Raw genomic sequence first — 25,433 nt, 5'->3', positions numbered from 1 at the left:
AATTAATCCCCTAACCGTTTTACTTCTTCTAGTGCTGCTATTACATCTTTTTCTTGATAAGGTTTAGCATCTTTGCTATCTTTTCCTGACAGGACAATAGGATTTGATAAAAGAGGATGAATCCAGTAGGAATGACTACCTTTTCCCCGTTTAGGTAACAGCGTAAATCCCGCCTTTTGCAACATCTGTTTCAATTCTCTAACTTTTTTAGGCATATTAAGGAGTATAGCAAAATTAACCGACCTATAGGTTCTGCTGTAAACAGTTATTGCCAATAAAAACCCGGTACTAATTGTTTTAGTCTTCTTTATACTGAACACAGACCTATAGAGTAGGACGCAAGGACGCAGCGCCTCTACCGATGATTGATGTGTTACAAATATTGTTGGAAACGGTCGTATTTTCCCTATCAGTGGCAAATTCAATCTGTCCGCTTAAATCCAGTAAATTCTTCCGCTTTTTACGGGTGCGGATTAATTCTTGCAAAGCAAACTCAATTACTTCTTTTTCAGTTGTCAATTGAGTTAATTCCAAGGCTTCTTTAACCAATTGTTCGTTGAGTTCAATATTCGTGTTCATGGGTTTTTCGTTTAAATTTAATCACTTCTATTAGACTTCCGGTTCAATTCCCGCAGCACGCAATTGAGCGGCTAATCGTTCAACTCGTTCGCTTCCCCACAATAATAAATTACCCCGTTCATCCCACCAACGCAACCAATAACCCTGTCGGTTTTCTCGGCTTCCTTCCCACACTCCCAAAAAAAGCTGCATTTCCGGTATCCAAAAGCGATTTTGTTCGTTCGCAAACTCAAGCTGATACCGTCCGTTATCGCCAAAACGATACAATTCTAACGCGCCATTTTCCGGCTCAAAAATACCGTAATTCGGCACTTTTAAAACTTGTTCATAAAAGTAAAATTTACCCGGAGGATAGGTTTCTTTAATTGAATATTCTCCCCCTGGCGTATCCGATAAAAACTCTAGCACTAGCGCCGGAATTTCCCCCTGTAATTGAGGGGTATAACTGCGAACAACTTCGGAGCGCTCAACCGTAATTCGAGGAATATAAGCCCAATCTGGAGCTTTGACCACAATTCTACCATTAATCGTGGCACAAATACCGTAGTTTGTGGGAGTAAGAGCCGTTTCTGGGAGTTTTTTTGCCAACTGCAAACTTTCGGTTAAAGCCGCAGCCAAAGCGGGTTGATTAATATTATCCACAGGGTCATCGGGAAGCACAAAGTCATCGGGCAACTTTTCCCAGGTAATATGATAAGTTGGGGAGGTGGCAAACATGACAATTCGTGCAAATAAATTTGACTTTGATTACTTTATTATAACTTGGGAGGATATCATTATTCTTGCTTTCCGCCTCCAATTAAATATAACAACGCCATCCGCACCGCAACACCGCTTGTAACTTGTTGGGAAATCAAACTAAATTGCGGATCATCCATCAACTCTGAACTTAATTCTACACCCCGATTAACCGGGCCTGGATGTAATATTTTCACATCAGGTTTGCAGAGTTTGAGGCGATCGCGAGTAATGCCATAATATTGATGATATTCTCGCAAACTGGGTAATAAATGTTCAGTCATGCGTTCCCGTTGTAGCCGCAATGTCATTACAAAATCAGCATCTTTTAACGCGGGTTCTAATTCCCAGTGTAAGAATAATTTACCCGGTCTTCCTTCCCCAAAAGATTGAAAATATTGGGGTAATAATGTCGGAGAACTCACTAAATGTAATTCTGCATCAATAGCGGTTAAACTCCAAATATTTGATCTTGCAACTCGGGAATGCAAAATATCGCCAACAATGGCAATTTTCTTCCCTTCTAATAATTCTATTCTGGGGTTATCGGGGTCTAATAATAGACAAATTGTTAATAAATCTAATAACGCTTGTGAGGGGTGTTCGTGTTGACCATCTCCCGCATTTAAAACAGCAACCTTTGTATTTAAACGATCCATTTCTGATGCGATCGCTTGGGGAACTCCTGCTTGTTGATGACGAATTACCATCATATCGGTTCCCATTGCTAAATAGGTTTTAGCCGTATCTAAAATCGTTTCTCCCTTCGATAAAGATGAAGTTCCCGGTGCAAAATTCAGCGTATCGGCTGATAATCGTTTAGCAGCGAGTTCAAAACTATTGCGGGTTCGAGTCGAAGCTTCAAAAAATAAATTAGCCACTACTTGACCTTGCAAAGCAGGGACTTTTTTAGTACGACTATTTAAGACTTGTCGAAAACTTAAAGCTGTTTGTAAAATGGCGTTGTATTCAGCCGGAGAAAAATCAGCCAGGGACAGAATGTGGCGACGAGTCCAAGTTGCAGTAGCCATTTTTAGAAATCCATACCCATGAGAATAAACCGATTAACTGTACAGAGATTCTATCGGAACATCTAGACAGCCAACCCAACACTTGATTTTACCAACAGTTGGCATCTTGTGTTTTAAATTCTCTAAAAATTCTGATTTTGTCCTGTTGAATGCGTAATTGCAAATACAGGTTTTCTGAGACTGAATTTGTGATGAACCATTTCCCTAAGATTTTAACCCTGGCGATCGCCAGCTTCATCCTGCTGAGTTTAAGCAGTTGTACTTCGACAGAGTTACAAGCTGAGTCTCCGGTATCATCAGAAGCATTACAACCCTCTGAACCCGCAGTCAATTTAGCGAGTCAAGCTTCAAATTCTCCCCCTGAAAAACCCCTCGAAACTTCTCCTGTTTTGAAAGAACCCACCGCCCCTGCAAATACGATGCCTTTAACCCTTTATCGAGTTGATAGTCAATGTGAGAGTCTGATTTCTCAACAAGTGACTGTTCCCGTTGATCAAGCGCTAGAAATGGCTGTAGCGAAAACGTTAGAAATTCAACAGTTAGAGTTACCGTTGGGTTATCGAATGGAAGTTGATCATGACTATCAAATTGCGGTAATTGATCTACGAGTTCCGACTACTTCTCGTCGAACTTTGAATTCCCTTTCTGCTTGTGAACAATTGGCTTTGTTTGGCAGTTTACGAGAAACGTTAACCCAGAACCCCGATTTGCAAATTCAGGAGGTTTATTTTACCCATTTGGGTGAAGATTTGATTTTATGATCTAAACTGTTGCCATCGAGTTCTTAAATAGAGAATTAGAGGAAATTGATAGGCTTCTGCCATTAGCCACAACACTAAAAATAGATGAGACAAAAAGGCAATTGCTGTCCAAATGAACGGAAATAAAGCCCAAAATCCACTGGAAATCGGAGGAAACAAAACAGCAGATAATCCAATTAATGTCGGCGGAAAAATCACAATTGCCAAAGCTGCTAGCCAATAAAACCAACTTAATTCTAGATTTCCAATATGTTCTCCTCGCCAATTTTGACCATTCCATCGCCAGGTGATCGGAGGTTCGCGATCAACCATTTTCAGCAGTTGTCTTTCGGGATGAATGGTAAAAATATGGCGACAGACATCACAACTAAAGGCATCCATTAAAGCCATGTTAGAAAGATGACCGCAGCGACACACCGGACAGGGATAAGTTTCTTGATCGTTTAAATCACTTCCCTTTTCTTTAAACATAGACATACATCAATCAGTCAATTCTTAATACTTTCCTTAGACTTTTATCAAGCGGTTTGTCCGAGCGAACTTTAACTAATGTAACACATTTGAGTTAACCCGTTAGGGGTTTTAGTATCATTAGTTACAGTCTCCTGACTCAAACACCCTCTATCGTAAGTAGAGAATTCTATATATAGCAATCAAGCATGAGTTGTAAACTACATTGCCCCCAAACCCCAAAATCTGGGGGCTTAAATTGATATACTTCTTACAAATCAAGTAACATTGCTATAGATGCCAGGAAGCGAGGACGCTTGCACTGTACTTCATACCTCCCATACTGCTATATTACAATACCGGGCTAGTGATCGGGGATTGATAGACTGAAAGCGATCAATTTCCTCGTAATTGCTTAGGTCGCTTTTGTAAATTTTGGTTTTGAAACTGCAAAAAATATATCAAAGTTACACAAGTTCTGGTACAGTATTAACTACCTTGAGGATGTGTTGTTGAAGGCTAACCTAAGAAATACTCAAAATTATGTTCGCTGAAACACACATTTTCTAAACTGATCAATCGGTTTGACTATCAACAGTCAAATCACTTCGTTTTGAAAGCAATAGGGACAAAAGCCAGTGCGATTTGATTCCTACGAACCCGGGGACTTCTACGATGAACTTTTTATTGCGAAAGGGCAACCTCGCCCCGAAGCAAAACTGCTGATTGAGCGTATTAATTCTCTTTCTCCCGGAGAATTAGCCATGCGACAGCAAGCCGCTCAAACCGCTTTGATTAAGCTCGGAGCTACATTTAATGTTTATGGAGATAATCAAGGCACAGAGCGAGTTTTTCCCTTCGATATTATCCCTAGAATTGTTTCAGCGTCCGAATGGGAATGGTTAGAAAAAGGACTGAAACAGCGAATTCATGCCTTAAATTTGTTCATTGCTGATATCTACAGTGAACAAAAAATTATCAAAGATGGCGTGATTCCATCAGATTTAATTGAGTCTTCTCAAGGCTTTCTAAAACCTTGTATTGGGTTGCAACCCCCCCAAGGAATTTGGTGTCATATTACGGGAACAGATTTAGTTCGCGATCGCGATGGACAATGGTATGTACTCGAAGATAATCTTCGCTGTCCTTCGGGGATTTCCTACGTGTTAGAAAATCGCCGCGTGATGAAAAGTACCTTTCCTCAAGTTTTTGCGACATTAGGGGTTCAACCCGTTGATGAATATGCCAGTCATTTATTAGAAACGCTCCTCAATCTCGCCCCTCCTCATATTGCTGATCCGATGGTGGTGGTTTTAACACCCGGAATCTATAATTCAGCCTACTTTGAACATTCCTTCCTCGCCCGACAAATGGGTGTAGAATTAGTAGAAGGACGGGATTTAGTCGTGGTGGATGGTTATGTACAAATGCGAACCACCAAAGGCTTAAAACGAATCGATGTAATTTATCGGCGGATTGATGATAAATTTATTGATCCGTTAGCATTTAATCCAGAATCTTTACTAGGAATTCCGGGATTAACAGAGGTTTATAGTCAAGGTCGAGTCGCCTTAGCCAATGCGTTAGGAACCGGAATAGCCGATGATAAAGTCATCTATGCTTATGTTCCCCAAATGATTCGTTATTACCTCGATGAAGATCAAATGTTACCCAATGTTCCGACTTATTTATGTTGGGAAAAACAACAACTTGATCATGTGTTAGCAAATCTCGATAAATTAGTCGTAAAAGCGGCGAATGAAGCGGGGGGTTATGGAATGTTAGTCGGCACTCAGTCAACCCAGGAAGAACGTCAAGAGTTTGCCGAAAAAATAAAAGCAAATCCTCGCAATTATATCGCTCAACCTACATTATCTTTATCCCGTGTTCCGACGCTATTAGAAGAAAAATTTCAAGGCTGTCACGTTGATTTACGACCCTATATTCTCTATGGTAAAGAGATTTACGTTCATCCCGGTGGGTTAACACGAGTAGCTTTAAAAAAAGGGTCTTTAGTTGTCAATTCTTCCCAGGGGGGAGGGAGTAAAGATACTTGGGTGTTGAAAGGTTAAAAACGAAAAAAATTGGGTTTAAATGAACTGTAAAAACTAACTAAAAATAGCTTATGTTAAGTCGTGTTGCAAGTTCAGTTTATTGGCTAAATCGCTATGTAGAACGAGCCGAAAATATTGCCAGATTTGTTGATGTCAATCGCAATTTACTGTTAGATTCTCCTTCGGGACTGGAACAACAATGGCAACCGTTAGTCTTGATCACAGCCGATTTAGAACTGTTTGAAGAACGTTACGGACAAGCCACTGCTGAAAATGTGATTCAGTTTCTCACCTTTGATGCTAGCTATCCGAACTCCATCCTGTCTTGTTTAAAAGCAGCAAGGGAAAACGCCCGATCAATTCGAGAGATTATTTCCTCAGAAATGTGGGAACAAGTCAATGAATTTTATATGATGGTTCGGGATGCTGCAAACGGAAAAAATCCCTATGATTTACCCGAATTTTTTTATAAAGTTAAACTGAATGGACATCTATTTGCCGGGATCATGGATGCTACCATGTCTCATAACGAATGTTGGCATTTTGGTAATATTGGCAGATTACTCGAACGAGCCGACAAAACCTCCCGAATTTTAGATGTCAAATACTATATCCTGTTACCTTCTGTTCAAGATGTGGGTACGACTCTTGATGAAATTCAATGGATAGCCCTGTTAAAATCAACCAGCGCCTATGAAATGTACCGAAAACGGCAAAAACGCCATCAAATTACCCCCTATGGAGTGGTAGAATTTTTAATCTTAGATCGGGAATTTCCCCGCTCTATTCAATACTGTTTTATCCACGCCGAACAATCTCTTCATCAAATCACCGGAACCCATTCAGGAACTTGGCACAACCCCGCAGAACGAGAATTAGGACGACTCAGATCAGAGTTAGACTATCTGAGTATTGATGAAATTACGGAAATCGGATTACATGAATTTCTCGATAATCTGCAAAGACGAATTAACCTGATTGGAGATAAAATGTTTGAAACGTTTTTTGCTTTAGAACCCATCTTGAACCCAGTAACAATCAGTTCCCGAAAAACTATTTCTACTCCCTAAATTGAGGAGAATCTGATGATGCTTGATCAATTTATTATACATTATGGATTACCAAATTGTTCACACGACAACCTACACTTACAGTCAAGCTGTTGATTTAGCCCCTCACCTTGTCCGATTACGTCCTCGTTCTGATGCCTTTCAAACCCTGCAATCTTTTTCAATTGATGTCACTCCCGAACCTTTGGGGCAGTCGGATATTGTTGATTTAGGCGGAAATGACATCATCAAACTTTGGTTTAAACAAAAAACTGAAACACTGAATATTAAAGTCAGTTCTCACGTTCAAACCCATTGTACCAATCCTTTTAACTATCTGTTAGAATCTTGGGCTTTAGAACTGCCGATTACAGATTATCCTGTCTCTCTGTTTGCCCATCTTCAACCCTATTTACAATCAAGTTCAGTTGATCCGATTATGCCTCAACTCGCTCAAGAAATTTGGCAGACTGCTGAGGGAAGTTTAATTAGTTTTTTGAATAATCTCAATCAACGAATTTACCAAACCTGTAAGTACATTGTGCGAGAAACCGGAGCGCCTTTACCGCCTGGAGTCACTTGGACTCAACAAATGGGTTCCTGTCGAGACTTAGCCGTTGTGTTTATTGAGGCTTGTCGGGCTGTGGGAATTCCCGCAAGGTTTGTTAGTGGCTACCAGGAAGGGGATGTGTCTCAGCTAGATCGACATCTCCACGCTTGGGCTGAGGTTTATTTGCCCGGTGCAGGTTGGCATGGTTATGATCCAACCCAAGGGTTAGCAGTCAGCGATCGCCATATTGCCCTGGTTGCGACAGCAATTCCCCGTGAAGCGGCACCTGTTACGGGTAGTTTTAGAGGAGTGGGTGCAAAATCTCAAATAGACTATACACTTTCTATTAACCCGAGCCGAGAGGAGAGATGATCAACTGACGGGGTTATTCCCCTGATTGGCAATGATCCCCGAGCAGAATCCTGAACTTTTCTATCTTTTTTCATCTGTGCCGACTCGAAAACCTCTAAACTCCTGAACTTATCCCTATCGACTTCTAGGATTCAATCCGTCAAACTAATAGTAGGAAAGTATAAAACGACATCTATAGATCAAAAGGTGAATCCATTATGAAAACAGTATTAGTCGTTGAAGATAATGAAATCAATTGGAAAGTATTCGAGCGTATTCTCACCAAGCGAGGCGGGTTAGCTGCCAAACACACCGAAGATGTCGAAACCGTTATGCAATTGGCTCAGTCTAAACAAGCCGATCTGATTTTGATGGATATCGCTTTAGCCAATAGCTACTATGAAGGCAAAGCGGTTGATGGCATCAAAATCACCCAAATGTTGAAGGCGAACCCCGAAACCGCAGACTTACCGATTATTCTAGTGACTGCTCATGGAAGTGATAATGATCGGGAATATTTTCTTCAAAAAAGCGGTGCAGATGGCTACATTTCCAAGCCCGTTATCGATTACAAAGCCTTTGTTGCAGAGATTCAGTCCAAACTCTCAGTGCGACGAGAGGCGATCGCCAGTTAATTCCCCATGAATTTGGGTAAAGCCAAAATTGAGGAGCTTGTTTTTCAGTTCAAAGAAAAGCCCAAATCCTGATTAACGCCAGTATAGACTCAATCATCCTGAATCTAAATTCCCAACGAGACACAATCTTTAGATAAAATCTCCTGGGCGGTTTGCCGAACTAAAATTGCAGCTTCCCGAGTAGATTTTCCAGAAATATCTACACAATAGGCTAATCGGGAACGTTTTTGCAAGTCATAAGTATAAGCTTTGTCATAGTAATGTAAGATTAAATCAAGCGCTTCAGTCAGTTTCTCTTGTTGAATCAAGTTAATCGCCTCAGTCGTTCTCAAACCGCCTAAATGCTTGTGAATTCGTTTTGTTGCTTGAATTAAATCTTCTCGGTTAGCAGTTCCATACAGTTCAACTAACAGCGAAAGCCGTTCTTCACGAGTTCGCTGAACTTGAATGACAGGCGCTTGTTCCATTTGTTGAAAAATCTCTTGAGGAACTCGACAAATCCCGATCCGTTTACTTTCCGCCTCGATCCAAACGGGTTGGTGACGTTGAAACCTTGACCATTGTAAACTAATTAAATTCCAGAATTGTTCGTTAGTCGGTTGTGGCGGTTGACCCAAAGCACCATAACTACTTCCTCGATGGTTGGCGAGATCTTCTAAATCTAGGGTTTGTTCACCCAAAGTTCTTAAAGCGTTGAGAATCTCTGTTTTACCTGTTCCCGTCATTCCCCCTAAGAGGATGATCGGTTGAGAAACCGAAAATAGAGATCGTCCCCAACGACGAAAGGCTTTGTATCCACCATTGAGGAGGAAAACCTCAAATCCTGCCATTTCCAAAATCCAGCCGACTCCGCTACTTCGCATTCCTCCCCGCCAACAATAGATCCGGATTTTGCCATCTGGGGCGAGAATTCTAGCTTGGGCGATCAAATCAGCACATCGAGGGCCAACGAGCGCAAATCCTAATTCAACAGCCTGATCACGTCCTTTTTGTTTGTAGCAAATTCCCACTTGAGCGCGTTCTTGATCACTAAATAAAGGAAAACTGATCGCACCGGGAATATGTCCCTGAGTATATTCGGCGGGACTGCGAACATCGAGGATGACACCCGGATCTTGCAAAAATTCATCAGGATTTAGGGTTTTTGACATAAGCTGTAGTTGATTGAAATGAAGACAATGCCTCAACTTTAAGGATAGCGGCAACTGAGGTGAATCGGTCTTAGCTATAATTTAGTTAAGGGTTTATCCTAAGTTTAGAAGGGCTTCTGACTCGAATTTTTACTGAATATTTACAATCTTACCCTCGAAAATTTACTAAACATTTACAAAACTCTCTTGTCAGACTTGATGAAAATTAACTACTCTGAGAAAGGAGAAGATTTCAGAAATTTAATTTAAACAGGCTTGATTGAAATTATAGATCGTTAATTTATTCCTCACTAGAACTGGAGAAAAAACAAGTGAAAATAGCACTTTTACTATTGATTGTTGTTATCTTGGCGATCATTTTACTCAACGCAATTGATAAATATTTTTTAACCTTTCGTCCCTATCAGCCTAAATCCTCTCAGTTCAAGCCAGAAAAACCTTGGATGGTTTCCCTGTTGAAACTGTTATTTTTGGGACTGGTTGTTCCGCTTTCCTATCTGAAGTTAGCTCTAGAAATTTACTTCAGCCCGGATCGTTCTAGCTCATCGAATCAGATTGTTTATACCCTTGAGAAACCCGCCTCGACTCAACCCTTGAATCAAAAGTTGAGCTAAGAGTGAACTACCTACACTGACCTTGCGGTAGAGTGTAGGCTTCCCAATTCATTGGGGATTGAAAAATTAATCATCACTATCAGCTAAAATTTGTAGACGGATTCTCCCCTTTTGACCTTCTCCAATTTGAATTTCTAACACTTGACCTGCCAGTTGTTCTAGACAAGAAAGCAGCGATCGCAAATGAGGCGTACTCGCACCTGTATCGACATAGAGGCGATCGGCTAAACTCCCCACCCGCTTCCAGGTACTATGAAGTTTAACGATCGCTTGTTCGAGTTGAGTGGCTTGTTTAACCAAATCTGCCGCAGTGTTCAAACAACCAACTCGTAATGCTTCTTCTAGCGCCATTTCCACATCAACAGAAGATTGGTTGATCGCCTGTACTTGAGCGGCAGCATCGAGATATTTTGATAAATTTTTAGCTTCAGAAGTCAGATTTTTAATCGTATCAACATCGGGATTTTCGGTGATTTCCCGGCGAATTTCCGTGATATGAGACTCGGGTAATTTTTCCATCTCCCGCACCAGAGGCGCCAGATAACGAGTGGGCATCGCCCCGGCGGCGGCTTTTTCTCGCACTTCTTCCGGTAACAGATCTGAACTCATTGCAGTCCATTCATCGGACATCTGACGCACCTGACGCCGAGTAATGCGATCGCCATTGCAAGCCGCATCAGAGATCATTTGTTGGACTTGTGGGGGAGATTTTGCCGTCTCTACAAACGCTCGTTTACTAAAATTATTAATCGAGTCGGGGTTGAGCTGACCTTGAGCCAGGAGAGTATCTGCACTGTTTGCCAGTTCAATTAAAGCATAGGCTTGACTTTTGCTGATTTCTCGGTCTTTGAGCCAATTGAGAAATCCCGTTCCCCGCCCTTCACCGCCCCGTTTTTCGCGATCGCGTACCGCCCGCAAAATTCGCCCCCGCCAAATTTCGGTTTGTAGATCAAAGCGATCGCAGACTTTCCAAGCGACATCGATCTGTCGTTCAAAGTCCGGTTCGGCAATTGCATCATCTTCAGGATCGGGGAGTTCAAACTTCAGATCGGTTAGCTCTTGTAGAACTTCAGCTAACTCATTGGGCGATTGGGGAATATCAGCCATCACGACTCCGCAGCGTTGGATCATTGCCGGATCATTATTACACGATTCGACCTCACTACCAACTCAGCTCTGTCCGTTGCGCTTTTAGCTGAACCTGTTTTTCGATTTTTTTCTCAAAGGATTGCACAAATTAGAAATCTTGTGCTACATTAAGAATTGATATGGCGGGCGTAGCCAAGTGGTTAAGGCAGTGGATTGTGGTTCCACCATTCGTGGGTTCAAGTCCCATCGTTCGCCCTTTATCGAATAATAGATTTTAGATCATAATTTTTGTCTGGGTTTGATCTCTTGAGATTCAGCTTAACTTTGTAAGTTCTCGCTTGATATTTGCTTATTTTAGATAATTATTATAGCGGTGTGCGCTCGTATGAGGTACGAACCAGAAACCCGGTTTCTGCTAGAAACCGGGTTTCTACCCAATCGGTGTTGTACCTCACAGAACTGAAAACTGCTATAACATTTGAGCATAACAATAAGGGTTTCAAGTTATCTAACTGTATATTAATGAGCAGGCGGTAGGTTATGAGAAGATTGACCCGAAGGTAAATAGCGCTCGCCTCCGGCTAAGTTACGAAATTTGGTAAACTGAGGATCAAAGAGTAATTTAATGGTTCCTGTCGGCCCGTTGCGGTGTTTGGTAATAATCACTTCAGCAATTCCGCGATCGGGTGAATCGGGGTTATAATAATCATCTCGATACAGCATAATCACGAGATCGGCGTCTTGTTCGATCGATCCAGATTCCCTCAAATCGGACATCATCGGTCGTTTATTGGTACGAGATTCAACGCTGCGACTCAACTGTGAAAGGGCAATAACTGGAACATTTAATTCCCTGGCTAACCCTTTTAGCGATCGCGTAATTCGAGACAATTCTTGGACTCGATTCTCACTCCCCCCCTCCATTAATTGCAGATAATCAATTAAAACTAACCCCAGTGCGCCGCCCTGTTCCGCTTGTAAACGCCGCACCTTTGAACGCATTTCTGTTACGGTAATATTAGGCGTATCATCAATAAAAACAGGCAATTCTGATAACGTTCCAATCGCCACCGTTAATGGTTCCCATTCACTCTGACTAATCCGCCCTGATCGAAGTCGATTACTTTCAATTTTTGCCTCACTAGAAAGCAGTCTTTGAACTAACTGATCCTTCGACATTTCCAAGCTAAAAATCGCGACTGGCAGCTTATGAATTTTGGCAATACTATAAGAAATATTTGTGCAAAGTGCGGTTTTTCCCATCGAAGGACGACCTGCAACAATAATTAAATCAGAGCGTTGAAATCCGCCCGTCATCGCGTCTAAATCATAAAAATTGCAATTTAAACCGGGAAGTGCAACGCCTTCGTGACGATCTTCGATATCCTGAAACGTATTAATCAGCGTCTCTGCGATAGAAATCAAATTTTGTTGCGGACGAACTTGAGTAATATTAAAAATCTTTTGTTCGGCTTGATCTAATACCTCTTCGATATCAATCGTTGTATCATAACCCAAATCAATGGTTTCATGTCCGGCTTGAATCAAATTGCGGCGCATGGCTTTTTCAATCACCAACAACGCATATTGATCAATATTCACCGCCGAAACCGTGCGATCAACGAGTTGTGCTAGCTTCATTTGTCCGCCCACTTCTTCTAAGTGATTGTGATCGGCTAGCCAAGTGGTAACGGTCATTAAATCAGTGGGTTTTCCCTGTAAATGTAAATTCAGGGTTGTGCGATAAATCGTTTGATGGGCTTTAATTGAAAAACAACTCGGATCTAACAATTCAGCCACACGACTAATCGCTTCAGGATCGAGGAGAATTCCCCCCAAAATCGCCTCTTCTGCTTCAACATTTTGGGGCGGTAGGCGATCGCTGGGAAGTTGAAAGTTAGATCGATTTGCCATAGTGGGGGATGAAAAAAACAACCCGTTATCAGCAGTTTCAGACGTTCATCGAGAACGCCTGATCACCGTTCAACTTAGTTAGAGACAACGTGAACTTCAACTTCCGCCGTGACTTCTGGATGAAGTTTGATTTGTGCTTTATAAAAGCCAATATGATTGATATCGGGTAACGTGATACCCCGACGATCAACTTCTTGGTTCGTCATCGCTTGAATGGCTTCTGCAAGTTCGCGATCGGTTACAGTCCCAAAAATCGCTTCATTTTCACCCACCTGTTTAGCGATGGTAAAACGACCAATGGTTTCCAATGCAGTTTTTTGGGCGATCGCTTCTTGCTTGAGTGCAATTTGTCGCTGACGTTCTTCTTCCCGGCGACGTTCAACCTGCTTGAGAATGCCTGGAGTGGCTCGAACCGCCAAACTTCTCGGGAGAAGATAGTTCCGAGCATAACCAGGCGCGACTTCCACTAAATCTCCATTTTGCCCTAGTTTGCTGATGTCCTGTCTGAGAACGACTTGAACACGCTTTGCCATGATACTTCCTATAATCTTTTAACCCAAACACTCTATGATAGCGAGATTAGCGACGCGATCGCAAGATACATCAGAGAAAATTTTACACAACTTGAAAATCAAGCTTTTGCTTTAACGGTCGGGCGTTTCAATCCCGCGAACGGGTTTCATTAATTGGAAAGGAGGAGGAAAGAGCAAAGGGAGTTACTAACGATGAGTTTCAATCCCGCGAACGGGTTTCATTAATTGGAAAGCCCTAAGACTTTGTATGTTGCGTGACAATAGCTATATGTTTCAATCCCGCGAACGGGTTTCATTAATTGGAAAGGGTTGTCTTGTCGGCTCCAACCAATAAGGCAGTCAAGTTTCAATCCCGCGAACGGGTTTCATTAATTGGAAAGCCGGACCGGCTGGGCCGCAAGGACTGAAAGGAAAGTTTCAATCCCGCGAACGGGTTTCATTAATTGGAAAGTTTCAAGCTTCCAACCATAGCGATTGTCCGAATAATGTTTCAATCCCGCGAACGGGTTTCATTAATTGGAAAGTACATTCAAGAAAATTATCTGATAATTGGGGCTGTTGTTTCAATCCCGCGAACGGGTTTCATTAATTGGAAAGTCTCAAATACAGTATGCGGCAAATGATGTGTTTTTGTTTCAATCCCGCGAACGGGTTTCATTAATTGGAAAGAAATCATTCAAGAAATCGAAGATGTAACATTCTTAGGTTTCAATCCCGCGAACGGGTTTCATTAATTGGAAAGAATTCACATTCTCCATAGGGAATTCCCGATATTGTTTCAATCCCGCGAACGGGTTTCATTAATTGGAAAGCAGCAAGTGGTACTCGACCAGGGGTTAATCCTGTCGTTTCAATCCCGCGAACGGGTTTCATTAATTGGAAAGCTTCCATTTGCGGTCTGTTTTGAACTCTCCCAAAAAGCCTAGTTTCAATCCCGCGAACGGGTTTCATTAATTGGAAAGAGATTTTATCGTTAGAGATGTATGAAGATTCAGGTTTCAATCCCGCGAACGGGTTTCATTAATTGGAAAGTAATCATCCGCCCCGAAACACCAGGGAACCCATTTTTGTTTCAATCCCGCGAACGGGTTTCATTAATTGGAAAGAGAAAGTCGCAGAGTTTGGCGATCTTAGAAAGAAATCGTTTCAATCCCGCGAACGGGTTTCATTAATTGGAAAGTGTCTATCCGATGGTTGGATTCCCGCCGAATTTCTCTGTTTCAATCCCGCGAACGGGTTTCATTAATTGGAAAGCAAGTGTCGTTATAGTTAGTTCCTGGCTTTTTAGCGTTTCAATCCCGCGAACGGGTTTCATTAATTGGAAAGCTAGAAGAATTGGTATTGGAAATGGGCATTAAATGTGTTTCAATCCCGCGAACGGGTTTCATTAATTGGAAAGAAAACTAATATTCACTTATCAACATTCTTTCATTTTTTGTTTCAATCCCGCGAACGGGTTTCATTAATTGGAAAGAAAAAAACTCAATACCCTAATCCACATCCATAGTGTTGTTTCAATCCCGCGAACGGGTTTCATTAATTGGAAAGGCTATTTTACATTTTCTCCAATTTTAGGAGACAGCAGTTTCAATCCCGCGAACGGGTTTCATTAATTGGAAAGATCTGTTGCCAGAAGATGCGACAGTAGAAATTTACGTTTCAATCCCGCGAACGGGTTTCATTAATTGGAAAGCTTTTAGATCTTCTTCGAGTGCTAGAAGCTGTTTATGTTTCAATCCCGCGAACGGGTTTCATTAATTGGAAAGCTTTCTTATCGCCTCGACAGTGTTGGATTGGGAAAGTTTCAATCCCGCGAACGGGTTTCATTAATTGGAAAGGAATACACCCCATCAAAGTGGGAGATATTCTTCATGTTTCAATCCCGCGAACGGGTTTCATTAATTGGAAAGAAGAGCTTTAGTAGAATATGAGGAAGATTTAGCAAGTGTTTCAATCCCGCGAACGGGTTTCATTAATTGGAAAGCATCCACATTCCTGGATTAATATCTATGTCGTTCTCGTTTCAATCCCGCGAACGGGTTTCATTAATTGGAAAGTCAAGTTTGATTCAGGGTTAATAACATCAGATGCGTTTCAATCCCGCGAACGGGTTTCATTAATTGGAAAGTGAACATAGACTTAACAGCAAAAGGGAAGCTGTGAAGTTTCAATCCCGCGAACGGGTTTCATTAATTGGAAAGTTTGCGCCCTGCTAATTGTTTCTGCGGTGAATGCGGTTTCAATCCCGCGAACGGGTTTCATTAATTGGAAAGCACTAGAACGGGCAAAATAATCAAGAAGCGTAAACTGGTTTCAATCCCGCGAACGGGTTTCATTAATTGGAAAGATCGACTCCCGTTTCAAGAATACGGGTTCGTGAAATATGTTTCAATCCCGCGAACGGGTTTCATTAATTGGAAAGAACTATGTTAACCATACTAGCACAAACCCTATAGGATGTTTCAATCCCGCGAACGGGTTTCATTAATTGGAAAGCCAATTAAGCGAAACGACAGTTAGATCCGAGCTGTTTCAATCCCGCGAACGGGTTTCATTAATTGGAAAGACTGTGGCCTGAAAACCCGACTAAGAAAGGGTAAAACACCCGAAAATGACGGGAGAGATCCGACTGATGGATTTCAGCCAGTGGCCAACCCCAACCGGAGGTGAACAAAAACGCTAAAACTATTCAATTATCGAGGTTCTGGCGAATTGACGGGAGTACCGGGAAAAACGTGGGCGCTTCGACCCGTCAAAAATCCGCATAAACACACTATAAAACAATCGTCTGTTCCTGTCTAGGCTTTTGCGAACCATAGGTAATAGTACGCCGCACCGACCCCGCATCCAAGACATAAATCCGCACAGAATCTTCAGTAGGTTTAATCACGAGAATTAGTCCGGTAGAGTGGAAGCCCCGTTCTTCAGAGCGGGGAGGAAGCGTGACACGAGCGGCTGCCGCATGAGAATCAATCATACATACTGGTATCCATCTTTTTTCTGGGTGGGTGTGCAATATTTGTGGCTAATTCCAGATACTCGACCTGCTTTAGTGGAGATATCAAAACTGCCAGAGGCGCGGCATAGAACACGTCCTTTATAGATACCTATCTTTTGACCTTTAGTGACAACAGCTCTGACAAGATCTCCCGTCTTAAAACCTTTATGAATTTGTTGTCTAGAGCGGTGACGGGTCGGAAAACCATATTTATTAGTACCGCACATTTGACGGCTACCATGTCCGGTTGACTTGATCAGTAAAGGTTGATTAGTTTCTAGCCTTAAAGATTCGGTTTTCCCGACGCAAGCCGCATCAATCCAGTGGGTTTTAGGAAGGTCTAGACGACAGCGATTATATTTAGTCATTCCTCCTGAACCTGTGTGAACTTTGAGTCCAGTTCTCTTTAACTCGTTGTACAACTTCCAACGGGTAGAGTTAACAGCCGCAGCATCTTTTAAGGGAGCCTTCGCTTGACTTAGAATTCGCTTAATCAGGTCAGGTTTTCCAGATAGAAAGTCTTTGATATCTAGGTTAGACTTGGCTTGATTGCATGAATGGCAACTTACAGTTAGGTTGCTAATTCTGTCAGAACCCCCCTTAGATTTTGCTTGAATATGTTCAACCTCTAAAGGTGTATTTTCTGCTCCACAATAAGCGCATTTTCTACCCCATTTCTCTAAAAGATATTCTCGAACTTCGTAGCCGTGTAACTCGCCTTGTTGATACTCTGTGCCTGACACTTCTGGGTTTTGAATTTTCTGAGTATCAAAGCGGATTAACTCTTGATAGATAGAGTCAATAAGGCAAAATCTTGTCAGACGGTTAACCCAGGTCATCGTAGTTTGCACCCGATGATTTAAACTTGGAGCTAACCAACTGTCCCTACGTTTGCGATTTAAAAACCTGGCTTGTCGATAACGAGTTTTACGATTTCGCCTTCCTCGTCGAAGTTGACGACGACTAAGTAAAGCATCCTTGATTTGTTGACCTCGATGGGTTAATTCTCCTGCCCAAACAACTGAGTCATTAAGCAGTAAGGCTAAACCTGTTGTTTTACTGCCAGGATCTATTTTGAGCTGGCAGCTTGTCGGAGATTCCTTAACAACCTTTTTCAAAATAATGATGAAAGGATACCGACGATAAACAGCCGCTTTACCTGCTTTTAACAAACTTCGAGCTATAGAAGGTTTGCATGGTGTTAATGGGTTTTTGTTGGTATCTAGTACCAGAACATGATTAGACATTGTTGCGTCCAAACTCTATGAAATAGGTAATTTTTTCCTCGCCAATGTTTTTAAAGCTTGTTCGGCTAGTTGCACTTTCTTACCCCTCGTAGGAATGTTTAACAACTAACGACAGAGCCACAAACTGGAAAGCATTTATAGGTGTCATAACTCTAAAAACGTAGTCAGTTAAGACTTAGGCTGGTCAGCTATCTAAGAGGGAGGCATGATGCCCCGTTCTTTAGAGCGGGGTGCTGACCGCTTCGATTTTTTGCTGAAGTTTCACAAATTGTACCGCAGTCAGGAAACATTCAAACACGCTGTACTGCGTCCACTTTCCGTAGCCCATCAACAACTTATGTAGGCGGTTGCGGCGTTTATTGGCGGCTTTGTTGTCCTCAAGGTCATAAATCACCAGATAAAATAATGTATTCATCGGATTTTCAAGGGTTTATAAACAACATTTTCTTGAAGGTGACGGGCGAGTAAACGGGCTTGTAATTCTATGGCTCGACGGTAGGTGCAACGATAGCCAAAGACGGGATGTTTAAACTCAGAATTTAGCTTGCGATCAAAGGCTTCTAGAAAGATTTTTCGTCCGGCATCTTTCAGACGATAAGCCCCTAAACTTTCGCTAAAATCGGAGAGTTTTAGTTCTTTGTGACTCAATAAAGAGAGTAAAAAACTATCAGCAACTAAAGGGCGAAATTCTTCTATTAAATCCAGAACCATTGCAGGTTGACCCCTTGTTGTTTCATGCAAATAGCCAATATAAGGATCTAATCCCGCAATGTGAACCGCAGCAGTCACTTGAATGCGAAGTAAACCGTAAGCAAAGTTCATTAATACATTCATCGGGTCGGATGGACTGCGATGATGGCGACCTTGAAATGACCAGGGTTCCTCCAAAATATTCAGCCAACAAGCAAAATATTCACGGGCGGCTATTCCTTCTATTCCTCGCACTTGGTCGAGGGTTTTCTGCTCACAAACTTGTTTTTTTCGCAACTTCAACGGGTTATCTTTTTGTCCGTAACGATACAAAACTGAAGATTGATTATGTATCTTTCCGGCGACGATTATTTTGACTAATTCTAATCGTTTTTCTTCGTGACAATGAGTAGCATATTGCGCTAAACGAAGCTGACCATTACGGGAATATCCGGGGAGAGTTGTACCGATATATTTGCCATATTGAGAAAGATAATGCACAGGCATTCCCAATTCTAAAGCATAACTGAGGGCATCTCCGGTAATTTGAGGATTTCCCATTAATACCACCTGTTCAACGGTTTGAGCGGCGACAGAATGTTTACTCCAGGTTCCATCTTCTTGTTTGAGAGAGACGATAAATGCCTCATATTTTTTGTTGAGAATTGCATCCGGTTGAGTGACGTATAAAACAGACATTTGAGTTCCTCCGATTGAATAAATAGGTTTAAAGTTCAACAGATTCAGTGGCAAGCCGACGCATTTCTTTGGGTAAACAAATCCCTTGTAAACTACAATCTCGGCATTTTTTATCGTGGGAAATGGGAGCAGGCATGGGTTGAGAATTTGCCGTCAGAGCCGCAGAAATTGCCGCTTCTGTTGCTTGACGTAATAGGGGAGTAAATTCAACGGTTTGACGGCGACGGTTGCTATGATAAAATATCTCCCCAAAAGCAATAGAGTTTTGGGTGATTTCTTCTAAACAAATTGCTGCGGCACAGAGTTGAAAATGGTCGTTTAAATGATGCGCCATGCGACCTTTTTTGTATTCAACCGGAATGAGTTGATTCTCTCGTTCTTCAACAGCATCGATAATTCCATGAACTTTTAAACGATGACTCCAGACCCATTGTTGTTGAAAAATGCGTGTTTCTCCTCGTTGAGATTCTCTTTCTTCGTTAATATGGCGATGCAAATGTTGACCCATCAAAATATGTTCATTTTCTGCCATTTCTCCGAGTTGATATTCTAGATAAAATCGCCGAGGGCAATATTCCCAAGCGTTCAAATAAGCCAGGGGTAAATAGTCTTCTGAGTTCATTGGTCTGTTGTCTCCTCCTGATGTGGTAAGATTTTTGTTGATTTTTCTGGGGTTAAATTAGGGCGAAAACGCGCCTGTCCCATCCCCATTGCTGTTTTTCGACCCACGCCGGAAAAGAAAGCAAATTGAGCTAAAATCATCGCAATTTTCATCTGTTGGGAATTGTTAAAACGATATTTCACCCAACCTTGAGCGCCTATTTCTCCGCCTCCTTCCATTTTTAATGCGTAGGTTTTCAGTTCATAGGCGGATACTTTTCCTCGCCATTCTTGTGAGGGAAATTGTAAATTTTCCGGCGCAAATTGATTCCAACGTCGCTCTAAACTCCCAAAGACTAATTCGGGTAATAGAAAGGTTTGAATGTCATCTGTTTGTTTAAAGCTGGTTGGAGAGAGAAAATCTAGCGTTAAACTTTCACCAAAAGCGGGGGTTTGACTCAAGACTTCATAGGATGTAGAACCGGATAGCCGATGAGTACCTGGAAGGGTATAAAGATGGCGAAAAACAAAGGGAAATTTTCCCAAAATTATCGGTTGATTTCCCCATTTTTCAATCCCACTCAGTAAGGGTTGAACCAGAGTATCATCGAGTAAGCTAATCCGAATTAAAAAGCGATCGCCTGCTTGATTTCCTTTGATGCGTCGGTTGCCAATTAATCCTGATAAACTAAAAGGTGATGACTGCATTTTGTGAATATTATCAGCGATTTCTGATGAGCTTAATTGCAACCAATTCATCACTTTACCGTGAATGGCTCTTGACAGCGTTGCAGGAATAATCCCATTATCGGCTGCTCCTAATTCTATTACCCAAGAATGCAGGGTTTTAGACTGTGTTGGCTCCATAAAATGCTCCAATTGGTAATGATAATTGTTCGGGAAGTTGTGGATACTGTTGACGAAAATTTGTCCAAGATTCTTTCACAGATTGCCAATATTCGCCTTTAATTCTTGCCTGACTCACCAAACTAGATGGCGGCATGACAATTCGATTATAGAGGATCAGTTGAGTATTTGAGGGCAAATCTAACGGGTTTAGGGGATGAAGACAAGAATATTCTCCGTTGTTTTTTTGGAGGGTATTTTCTGGGATAGCAAGAAATTCTACCCTCACTTTTGCCGCCCATTTTCCTAACCGTATCCACCGAGGAATTTTTGCTTCAACTTCAGGCGGAGCGATAATATAAGTGCGGTATTGGCTACCGATAGCGAGTTCTTTTGCACGTCCATAATTAATCGGATAATTGCGTTCTGCACCTTTATCCCCAAACTGTTTTGATCGACCATAATAGGTGGTTTGAGCCGCTTTAAACGTGTTAATTTGATAAGACCAATGCAAAGGTTGAGCGGGGAAAACATAGATTTTCGCTTGATTAAGATGGAGTAAATTTGCCTCAAAATCCCTGTTGAGATAGCTAGGAGTTTGGGCGTTTGTTCCGTGTAAACGGTAAACTTGAGGGATAATTTTAGGCGTAAACAGTGCAAAACTCAACGCCCAATTATGCAAGTATTTCTCAGTTTCATAGAGAATTCCCATTTCACGACTGGCAAAAAAAACGTTATCGTGAAGTGTTAATAGACAGTGATAGAGTGTCATTAGAAAAATGGTTTTAGGTTTGTTGAATTTCTCCCAACCCCTCTCGATTAATAAATAGTCCCGTCGGGGACACCTTTTTCTACTAACCTGCCTTTCAAAGGGGGGCAGGGGGGATAGAGAGGGTTAGGGAGAGGTGGAGAGGGTTAGGGAGAGGTGGAGAGGGTTAGGGAGAGGTAGGAGAGGGTTAGGGAGAGGTGGAGAGGGTTAGGGAGAGGTAGGAGAGGGTTAGGAAGAGGTGGAGAAAGTTTATTTTTTACCTTTCCCTTTCTTCGCTAAAGCGCCGTAGGTTTGGGCGTAGGTTTGAGTTTGGTTGTAGAGTTTAGTCAATGTTTCTTGAAGTTGAGTTTCATCTTGATAAATCGCATTAACTTCACTCAAAAACTCGTTAAGTTGTTCACCGAAAATCAGGCGTTGTTTAATCACAGGTTCATCCTCTAGTAACTGTTGAGCGATAGTTTTTGCTGCTTCTTTGATCTCGTCAATGGGAGCATTGATATCCCCTTTGAGTTGGTCATACAAAGCTTGAGTAAAATGCAAATTACTAAAAATTTCCCCATCACAAAAGGCAATTCCCAGTAAATGGTTTTTCATCGTTCCAGTGCGAGACTCTTGAGCGCCATAGCGTCGGGTTCTCAGAAGATTTCCTAACACATAAATCAACCCTTCATAGGTGGTATCTCGCAGCGTTTCCACACTAGGAAAAGTCACCTCCGGCAAAATGTGATCGAGTTCATTAATTGCGCTTCGCATAGTACCCGCTTCGCTCATAGTTCCCCCTTCAAAGGGAGCGTTAAACGTGAAACTTTTGTGAGATTGTTCATAAGGACTCAGGGAAAAACAGGAGTCTGAATAAACTTTAGAACGTTCTGAACCGCTATCCCCAATTGCAAACCCATAAATAATACAGTCAGGACATTTTTTACAAGACCCTTCGCCGTTATATTCGCAGTATTTATCACTATCTTGATTGGAACTGGTTAACTCTAAAGAACGCAATAGTTCACGTCCAGCCAAGCGTTCAGGAGTTGTTTGTTTGCGTTTAAACATCACCAAACGGCTAATTTTATCAGTGTTACTTAATCCGGCTTGAGTGCGAGCAGTATTGAGTATTCCATCAGTTTGAAAGACGGGAAAAGATTGACTATGACGCACCAAAAGAAAGTGAATATATTTTCCAGAAGCCAAACGAGGGAAAGCGGAATTGAAATCAGAGGCTAAAGATTCTAAAATGGTCATGGTGTTTCCTTTTGAATGAGTTAATACTGTTGAAATCTGTCTTGATAACCTATCTTCTAACCCTCCCTTTTGAAGGGAATCCCCCCGGCTACGCCACCCCCCTTTTTAAGGGAATCCCTCCAGGCTACGCCACCCCCCTTTTTAAGGGAATCCCTCCAGGCTACGCCACCCCCCTTTTTAAGGGAATCCCTCCAGGCTACGCCACCCCCCTTTTTAAGGCAGGGCCGTTTCATTCTAAAATTTTGCGATCGCTAAACCTTTGATGGGGGGCAAGTTTTAGGCTCTATTTAAACAGAAAATCTCAAAACTGTTGAAATAATCCTCCTTTTCTTTACAGAGAAAGGCTTTTAAGATTTGGCGATCGCATTTTTGAACCGAGAATGAAACAGCCCTGCCTGGACTGTGTTCAACTTCCCAACCCAAAAAATTCACTATCGGATGAGTGGTGAATTGAGAAATTATCAACCTCGTCGAGCCAATGAGCAGGTTTTTTATCGAGATTCTCAAGGGAAGTTTGTTGATATTTTAGCAGAAGAAGACTACCCTTTTTGGTTTCGTCAGCGTATTCTGCAATATGGTTCTAATGTTCAAGTTTTAGAACCGGAGTGGTTAGCAAAAGAAATTCAAGAAGAACATCAAAAAGCTTTTAAACAGTATTCTTTGAAGGATTAATCAAGAAGTTGGCTTCTGTTGCCAAGTTATGAAGATGTCAAGATTGTCAGCTTACCTGATGATTTATATTTTAAAGTTTTGTAAAGTTTGTTGACTTATTTCTAGCCCATGAGTACCCTAGAAAGAAATTAAAGTCGTAAGCTTCTACGGTTTCTTCAATTCAAATGAATTGACTTAACCTCATTTTAACTCAAGATTATAGTCATTAATTCATTGAAAAATTAAAAGCCAATTCAAGTTAACAGTTATTTAAACTATCTGGGAGTTAATACCGCATGATCGAGATAAACGGAACAGCAGGTAACGACAATTTACCGGGAACGGGTGAAGCTGATGTAATTTTTGGGCTAGAAGGAAATGACCTCATTTCTGGTAGTAGTGGAGATGATTCTTTATTCGGCTTTGAGGGGAATGATACGTTGTATGGTAACGAAGGCAATGATACTTTATTTGGTAATCAAAATAGCGATCTTTTAATCGGAAATAGTGGAGAGGATTGGTTATTTGGCGGTAAAGAAGCTGACATCATTGAAGATGGTACAGGAGAGGATCAAGTTTTTGGTAATCTGGGAGATGATTTATTAAAAGGCGGTGCAGATAACGATCAAAAATATGGCGGACAGGCTAATGATACCGTAATCGGCGGTACGGGAAATGATCAAGTATTTGGCGATCGCGGTAATGATATTCTCTGGGGAGTTGATGTCGATGCTATCAACCCAGGAATAGATGAAATAGATACTTTAACTGGCGGTTCAGAACAGGATATATTTGTTCTCGGCGATCAATCTCGGTTGTATTATATCGGTTCGGGAAATAATGATTTTGCCCTAATTACGGATTTTAATGTTGTAGAAGATCAAATTAATGTTGGGAATAATCAAGTTATTTATGCGGAAACTGTCCTAAATGAATTGGGGTTGGGAGTTGCAATTTCCAGTCAAAGTGGTGATTTGATAGCCTTTGTTCAAAATGCGAATGTTAGTCAATTTATCACGGGTTCAAATGTAGTCGAACCTCCTCAAACTGAAGAAGCAATTCCTCGTCAAATTGAAGAACCACAGTTTCCTGAAGTTATTGTCCCAACACCAACACCAGACCCGATAATTACCCCAACTCCAACACCAACACCCGATCCAATTACCCCAACTCCAACACCAACACCAGACCCGATAATTACCCCAACACCAACACCTGTTGTAATTACCCCAACTCCAACACCAGACCCGATAATTACCCCAACCCCAACTCCAACACCAGACCCGATAATTACCCCAACTCCAACACCAACACCTGTTGTAATTACCCCAACTCCAACACCAGACCCGATAATTACCCCAACTCCAACACCAACACCCGATCCAATTACCCCAACTCCAACACCAACACCTGTTGTAATTACCCCAACACCAACACCAACACCAGACCCGATAATTACCCCAACACCAACACCAACACCCGAACCTGTAGTTACCCCAACTCCAACACCAACACCTGTTGTAATTACCCCAACACCAACACCAGACCCGATAATTACCCCAACACCAACACCAACACCAGACCCGATAATTACCCCAACACCAACACCAACACCTGTTGTAATTACCCCAACACCAACACCCGAACCAGAACCACAACCGAATATACCACCCGTTGCTGATAATGACAACTACACTACAGGTTTTCAATCCCCCATTACCGTTGATGCTGTTTCCGGGGTTCTTAATGGTGATACCGATAGCGATGGAAATACTTTAACAGCAATATTGGTTAATTCGCCTGCAAATGGTAGCGTTAACTTGAATGAAAATGGTTCATTTAGTTATACTCCTAATAGTGGATTTTCGGGAGTTGATAGCTTCACCTACACTGCTAATGATGGGGAATCTAACTCTAATATTGCTACGGTTACTATTGATGTAGAACCACGTCCAAATACACAGCCAGTCGCCGATAATGACAACTACACTACAGGTTTTCAATCCCCTATTACCGTTGATGCTTCTGTTGGTGTTCTCAATGGTGATACCGATAGCGATGGAAATAGTTTAACAGCAATATTGGTTAATTCGCCTGCAAATGGTAGCGTTAACTTGAATGAAAATGGTTCATTTAGTTATACTCCTAATAGTGGATTTTCGGGAGTTGATAGCTTCACCTACACTGCTAATGAT

General features: G+C 41.8%; 25 protein-coding genes, 1 tRNA gene and 1 CRISPR repeat array. Of the genes, 9 read left to right on the top strand and 17 right to left on the bottom strand.

The annotated features are described in order from the left end of the window. Window positions 1-2 precede the first annotated feature (2 nt). The 4 genes from VB836_RS20395 to VB836_RS20380 form a co-directional block, all read right to left on the bottom strand. Window positions 3-215, bottom strand: a complete 213-nt coding sequence (locus tag VB836_RS20395) for a type II toxin-antitoxin system HicA family toxin (RefSeq protein WP_046279769.1) — start codon at window positions 213-215, stop codon at window positions 3-5. Window positions 216-324: 109 nt separating this feature from the next. Next, the gene (locus tag VB836_RS20390) at window positions 325-579 is read right to left on the bottom strand and encodes a type II toxin-antitoxin system VapB family antitoxin (protein ID WP_323222028.1); all 255 of its coding nucleotides are present in this window, start codon (window positions 577-579) and stop codon (window positions 325-327) included. A 30-nt stretch (window positions 580-609) separates the two neighbouring features. Continuing rightward, window positions 610-1,296, bottom strand: coding sequence for a Uma2 family endonuclease (locus tag VB836_RS20385; RefSeq protein WP_323222026.1), 687 nt, complete (start codon window positions 1,294-1,296; stop codon window positions 610-612). 59 nt (window positions 1,297-1,355) lie between these two features. Beyond that, window positions 1,356-2,348, bottom strand: a complete 993-nt coding sequence (locus VB836_RS20380; RefSeq protein ID WP_046279766.1) for an aspartate carbamoyltransferase catalytic subunit — start codon at window positions 2,346-2,348, stop codon at window positions 1,356-1,358. Window positions 2,349-2,539: 191 nt separating this feature from the next. Between VB836_RS20380 and VB836_RS20375 the strand changes: the two genes are divergently transcribed. Beyond that, a complete protein-coding gene (locus VB836_RS20375; RefSeq protein ID WP_323222024.1) occupies window positions 2,540-3,109 on the top strand; it encodes a hypothetical protein in 570 nt (189 codons plus the stop codon). On the opposite strand, the gene VB836_RS20370 is transcribed toward VB836_RS20375, so the two are convergent. Further along, window positions 3,104-3,586 carry a hypothetical protein gene (locus tag VB836_RS20370; RefSeq protein WP_046279764.1) on the bottom strand — a complete coding sequence of 161 codons (483 nt, stop codon included), beginning with the start codon at window positions 3,584-3,586 and terminating at the stop codon, window positions 3,104-3,106. The two genes, VB836_RS20375 and VB836_RS20370, sit on opposite strands and share 6 nt — an antisense overlap. A 611-nt stretch (window positions 3,587-4,197) precedes the next feature. Between VB836_RS20370 and VB836_RS20365 the strand changes: the two genes are divergently transcribed. The 4 genes from VB836_RS20365 to VB836_RS20350 all read left to right on the top strand — a co-directional run bounded on the left by VB836_RS20365 (window position 4,198) and on the right by VB836_RS20350 (window position 8,198). Next, window positions 4,198-5,631 (top strand): circularly permuted type 2 ATP-grasp protein, encoded by a 1,434-nt coding sequence (locus VB836_RS20365; RefSeq protein WP_323222021.1) that lies wholly within the window; start codon window positions 4,198-4,200, stop codon window positions 5,629-5,631. A 53-nt stretch (window positions 5,632-5,684) separates the two neighbouring features. Continuing rightward, window positions 5,685-6,683 (top strand): alpha-E domain-containing protein, encoded by a 999-nt coding sequence (locus tag VB836_RS20360; RefSeq protein ID WP_323222019.1) that lies wholly within the window; start codon window positions 5,685-5,687, stop codon window positions 6,681-6,683. 43 nt (window positions 6,684-6,726) lie between these two features. Next, complete coding sequence (locus VB836_RS20355) at window positions 6,727-7,584, top strand: transglutaminase family protein (RefSeq protein ID WP_323222018.1); 858 nt, start codon at window positions 6,727-6,729, stop codon at window positions 7,582-7,584. 197 nt (window positions 7,585-7,781) lie between these two features. Further along, window positions 7,782-8,198, top strand: coding sequence for a response regulator (locus tag VB836_RS20350; protein WP_046279722.1), 417 nt, complete (start codon window positions 7,782-7,784; stop codon window positions 8,196-8,198). 104 nt (window positions 8,199-8,302) lie between these two features. Here VB836_RS20350 and mnmH read toward each other — a convergent pair whose 3' ends face one another. Beyond that, window positions 8,303-9,349 carry a tRNA 2-selenouridine(34) synthase MnmH gene (gene mnmH / locus VB836_RS20345; protein WP_323222015.1) on the bottom strand — a complete coding sequence of 349 codons (1,047 nt, stop codon included), beginning with the start codon at window positions 9,347-9,349 and terminating at the stop codon, window positions 8,303-8,305. A 311-nt stretch (window positions 9,350-9,660) separates the two neighbouring features. On the opposite strand from mnmH, the gene VB836_RS20340 reads away from it, so the two are divergent. Then, window positions 9,661-9,963 carry a hypothetical protein gene (locus VB836_RS20340; protein WP_323222013.1) on the top strand — a complete coding sequence of 101 codons (303 nt, stop codon included), beginning with the start codon at window positions 9,661-9,663 and terminating at the stop codon, window positions 9,961-9,963. 66 nt (window positions 9,964-10,029) lie between these two features. Here VB836_RS20340 and VB836_RS20335 read toward each other — a convergent pair whose 3' ends face one another. Then, window positions 10,030-11,070, bottom strand: coding sequence for a hypothetical protein (locus VB836_RS20335; protein WP_323222012.1), 1,041 nt, complete (start codon window positions 11,068-11,070; stop codon window positions 10,030-10,032). Between the two features lie 164 nt (window positions 11,071-11,234). On the opposite strand from VB836_RS20335, the gene VB836_RS20330 reads away from it, so the two are divergent. Beyond that, a tRNA-His gene (locus VB836_RS20330) sits at window positions 11,235-11,307 on the top strand. Between the two features lie 264 nt (window positions 11,308-11,571). Here the strand turns inward: VB836_RS20330 and dnaB are convergent. From dnaB to cas7d, 10 genes are all read right to left on the bottom strand, one after another. After that, window positions 11,572-12,966 (bottom strand): replicative DNA helicase, encoded by a 1,395-nt coding sequence (gene dnaB, locus VB836_RS20325; protein WP_046278934.1) that lies wholly within the window; start codon window positions 12,964-12,966, stop codon window positions 11,572-11,574. Between the two features lie 74 nt (window positions 12,967-13,040). Continuing rightward, a complete protein-coding gene (gene rplI, locus VB836_RS20320; RefSeq protein WP_046278933.1) occupies window positions 13,041-13,499 on the bottom strand; it encodes a 50S ribosomal protein L9 in 459 nt (152 codons plus the stop codon). A gap of 124 nt (window positions 13,500-13,623) precedes the next feature. Beyond that, a CRISPR array of direct repeats spans window positions 13,624-16,065; the repeat unit is 37 nt; unit sequence GTTTCAATCCCGCGAACGGGTTTCATTAATTGGAAAG. Between the two features lie 207 nt (window positions 16,066-16,272). Beyond that, window positions 16,273-16,476 carry a CRISPR-associated endonuclease Cas2 gene (locus tag VB836_RS20315; protein WP_323222006.1) on the bottom strand — a complete coding sequence of 68 codons (204 nt, stop codon included), beginning with the start codon at window positions 16,474-16,476 and terminating at the stop codon, window positions 16,273-16,275. After that, complete coding sequence (iscB, locus tag VB836_RS20310) at window positions 16,473-17,744, bottom strand: RNA-guided endonuclease IscB (RefSeq protein WP_323222004.1); 1,272 nt, start codon at window positions 17,742-17,744, stop codon at window positions 16,473-16,475. The genes VB836_RS20315 and iscB overlap by 4 nt, the downstream gene beginning before the upstream one ends. 220 nt (window positions 17,745-17,964) lie before the next feature. Next, window positions 17,965-18,159: a CRISPR-associated endonuclease Cas2 gene (gene cas2, locus VB836_RS20305; RefSeq protein ID WP_323222002.1), complete on the bottom strand. Its 195-nt coding sequence runs from the start codon at window positions 18,157-18,159 to the stop codon at window positions 17,965-17,967. Next, a complete protein-coding gene (gene cas1d, locus VB836_RS20300) occupies window positions 18,156-19,133 on the bottom strand; it encodes a type I-D CRISPR-associated endonuclease Cas1d (RefSeq protein WP_323222000.1) in 978 nt (325 codons plus the stop codon). The genes cas2 and cas1d overlap by 4 nt, the downstream gene beginning before the upstream one ends. Before the next feature lie 28 nt (window positions 19,134-19,161). Beyond that, on the bottom strand, window positions 19,162-19,755 hold the full coding sequence (gene cas4, locus VB836_RS20295; RefSeq protein WP_046278931.1) for a CRISPR-associated protein Cas4: 594 nt from the start codon (window positions 19,753-19,755) through the stop codon (window positions 19,162-19,164). After that, a complete protein-coding gene (gene cas6, locus VB836_RS20290) occupies window positions 19,752-20,600 on the bottom strand; it encodes a CRISPR-associated endoribonuclease Cas6 (RefSeq protein WP_323221998.1) in 849 nt (282 codons plus the stop codon). The genes cas4 and cas6 overlap by 4 nt, the downstream gene beginning before the upstream one ends. Continuing rightward, a complete protein-coding gene (gene cas5d / locus VB836_RS20285; RefSeq protein WP_323221996.1) occupies window positions 20,581-21,351 on the bottom strand; it encodes a type I-D CRISPR-associated protein Cas5/Csc1 in 771 nt (256 codons plus the stop codon). The genes cas6 and cas5d overlap by 20 nt, the downstream gene beginning before the upstream one ends. Before the next feature lie 246 nt (window positions 21,352-21,597). Next, window positions 21,598-22,587, bottom strand: coding sequence for a type I-D CRISPR-associated protein Cas7/Csc2 (cas7d, locus tag VB836_RS20280; RefSeq protein WP_323221994.1), 990 nt, complete (start codon window positions 22,585-22,587; stop codon window positions 21,598-21,600). Between the two features lie 402 nt (window positions 22,588-22,989). Here cas7d and VB836_RS20275 point away from each other — a divergent pair, with 402 nt between their 5' ends. Together VB836_RS20275 and VB836_RS20270 are read left to right on the top strand one after the other, a co-directional pair. Beyond that, a complete protein-coding gene (locus VB836_RS20275; protein ID WP_323221992.1) occupies window positions 22,990-23,259 on the top strand; it encodes a WYL domain-containing protein in 270 nt (89 codons plus the stop codon). A 275-nt stretch (window positions 23,260-23,534) separates the two neighbouring features. Further along, on the top strand, window positions 23,535-25,433 hold a 1,899-nt coding region (locus tag VB836_RS20270), incomplete at its 3' end, for an Ig-like domain-containing protein (protein ID WP_323221990.1).

It is taken from the genome of Limnoraphis robusta BA-68 BA1, from assembly GCF_034932365.1.
Classification (GTDB): Bacteria; Cyanobacteriota; Cyanobacteriia; order Cyanobacteriales; family Microcoleaceae; genus Capilliphycus; species Capilliphycus robustus.
This window is presented reverse-complemented; position numbering and strand designations above follow the sequence as displayed.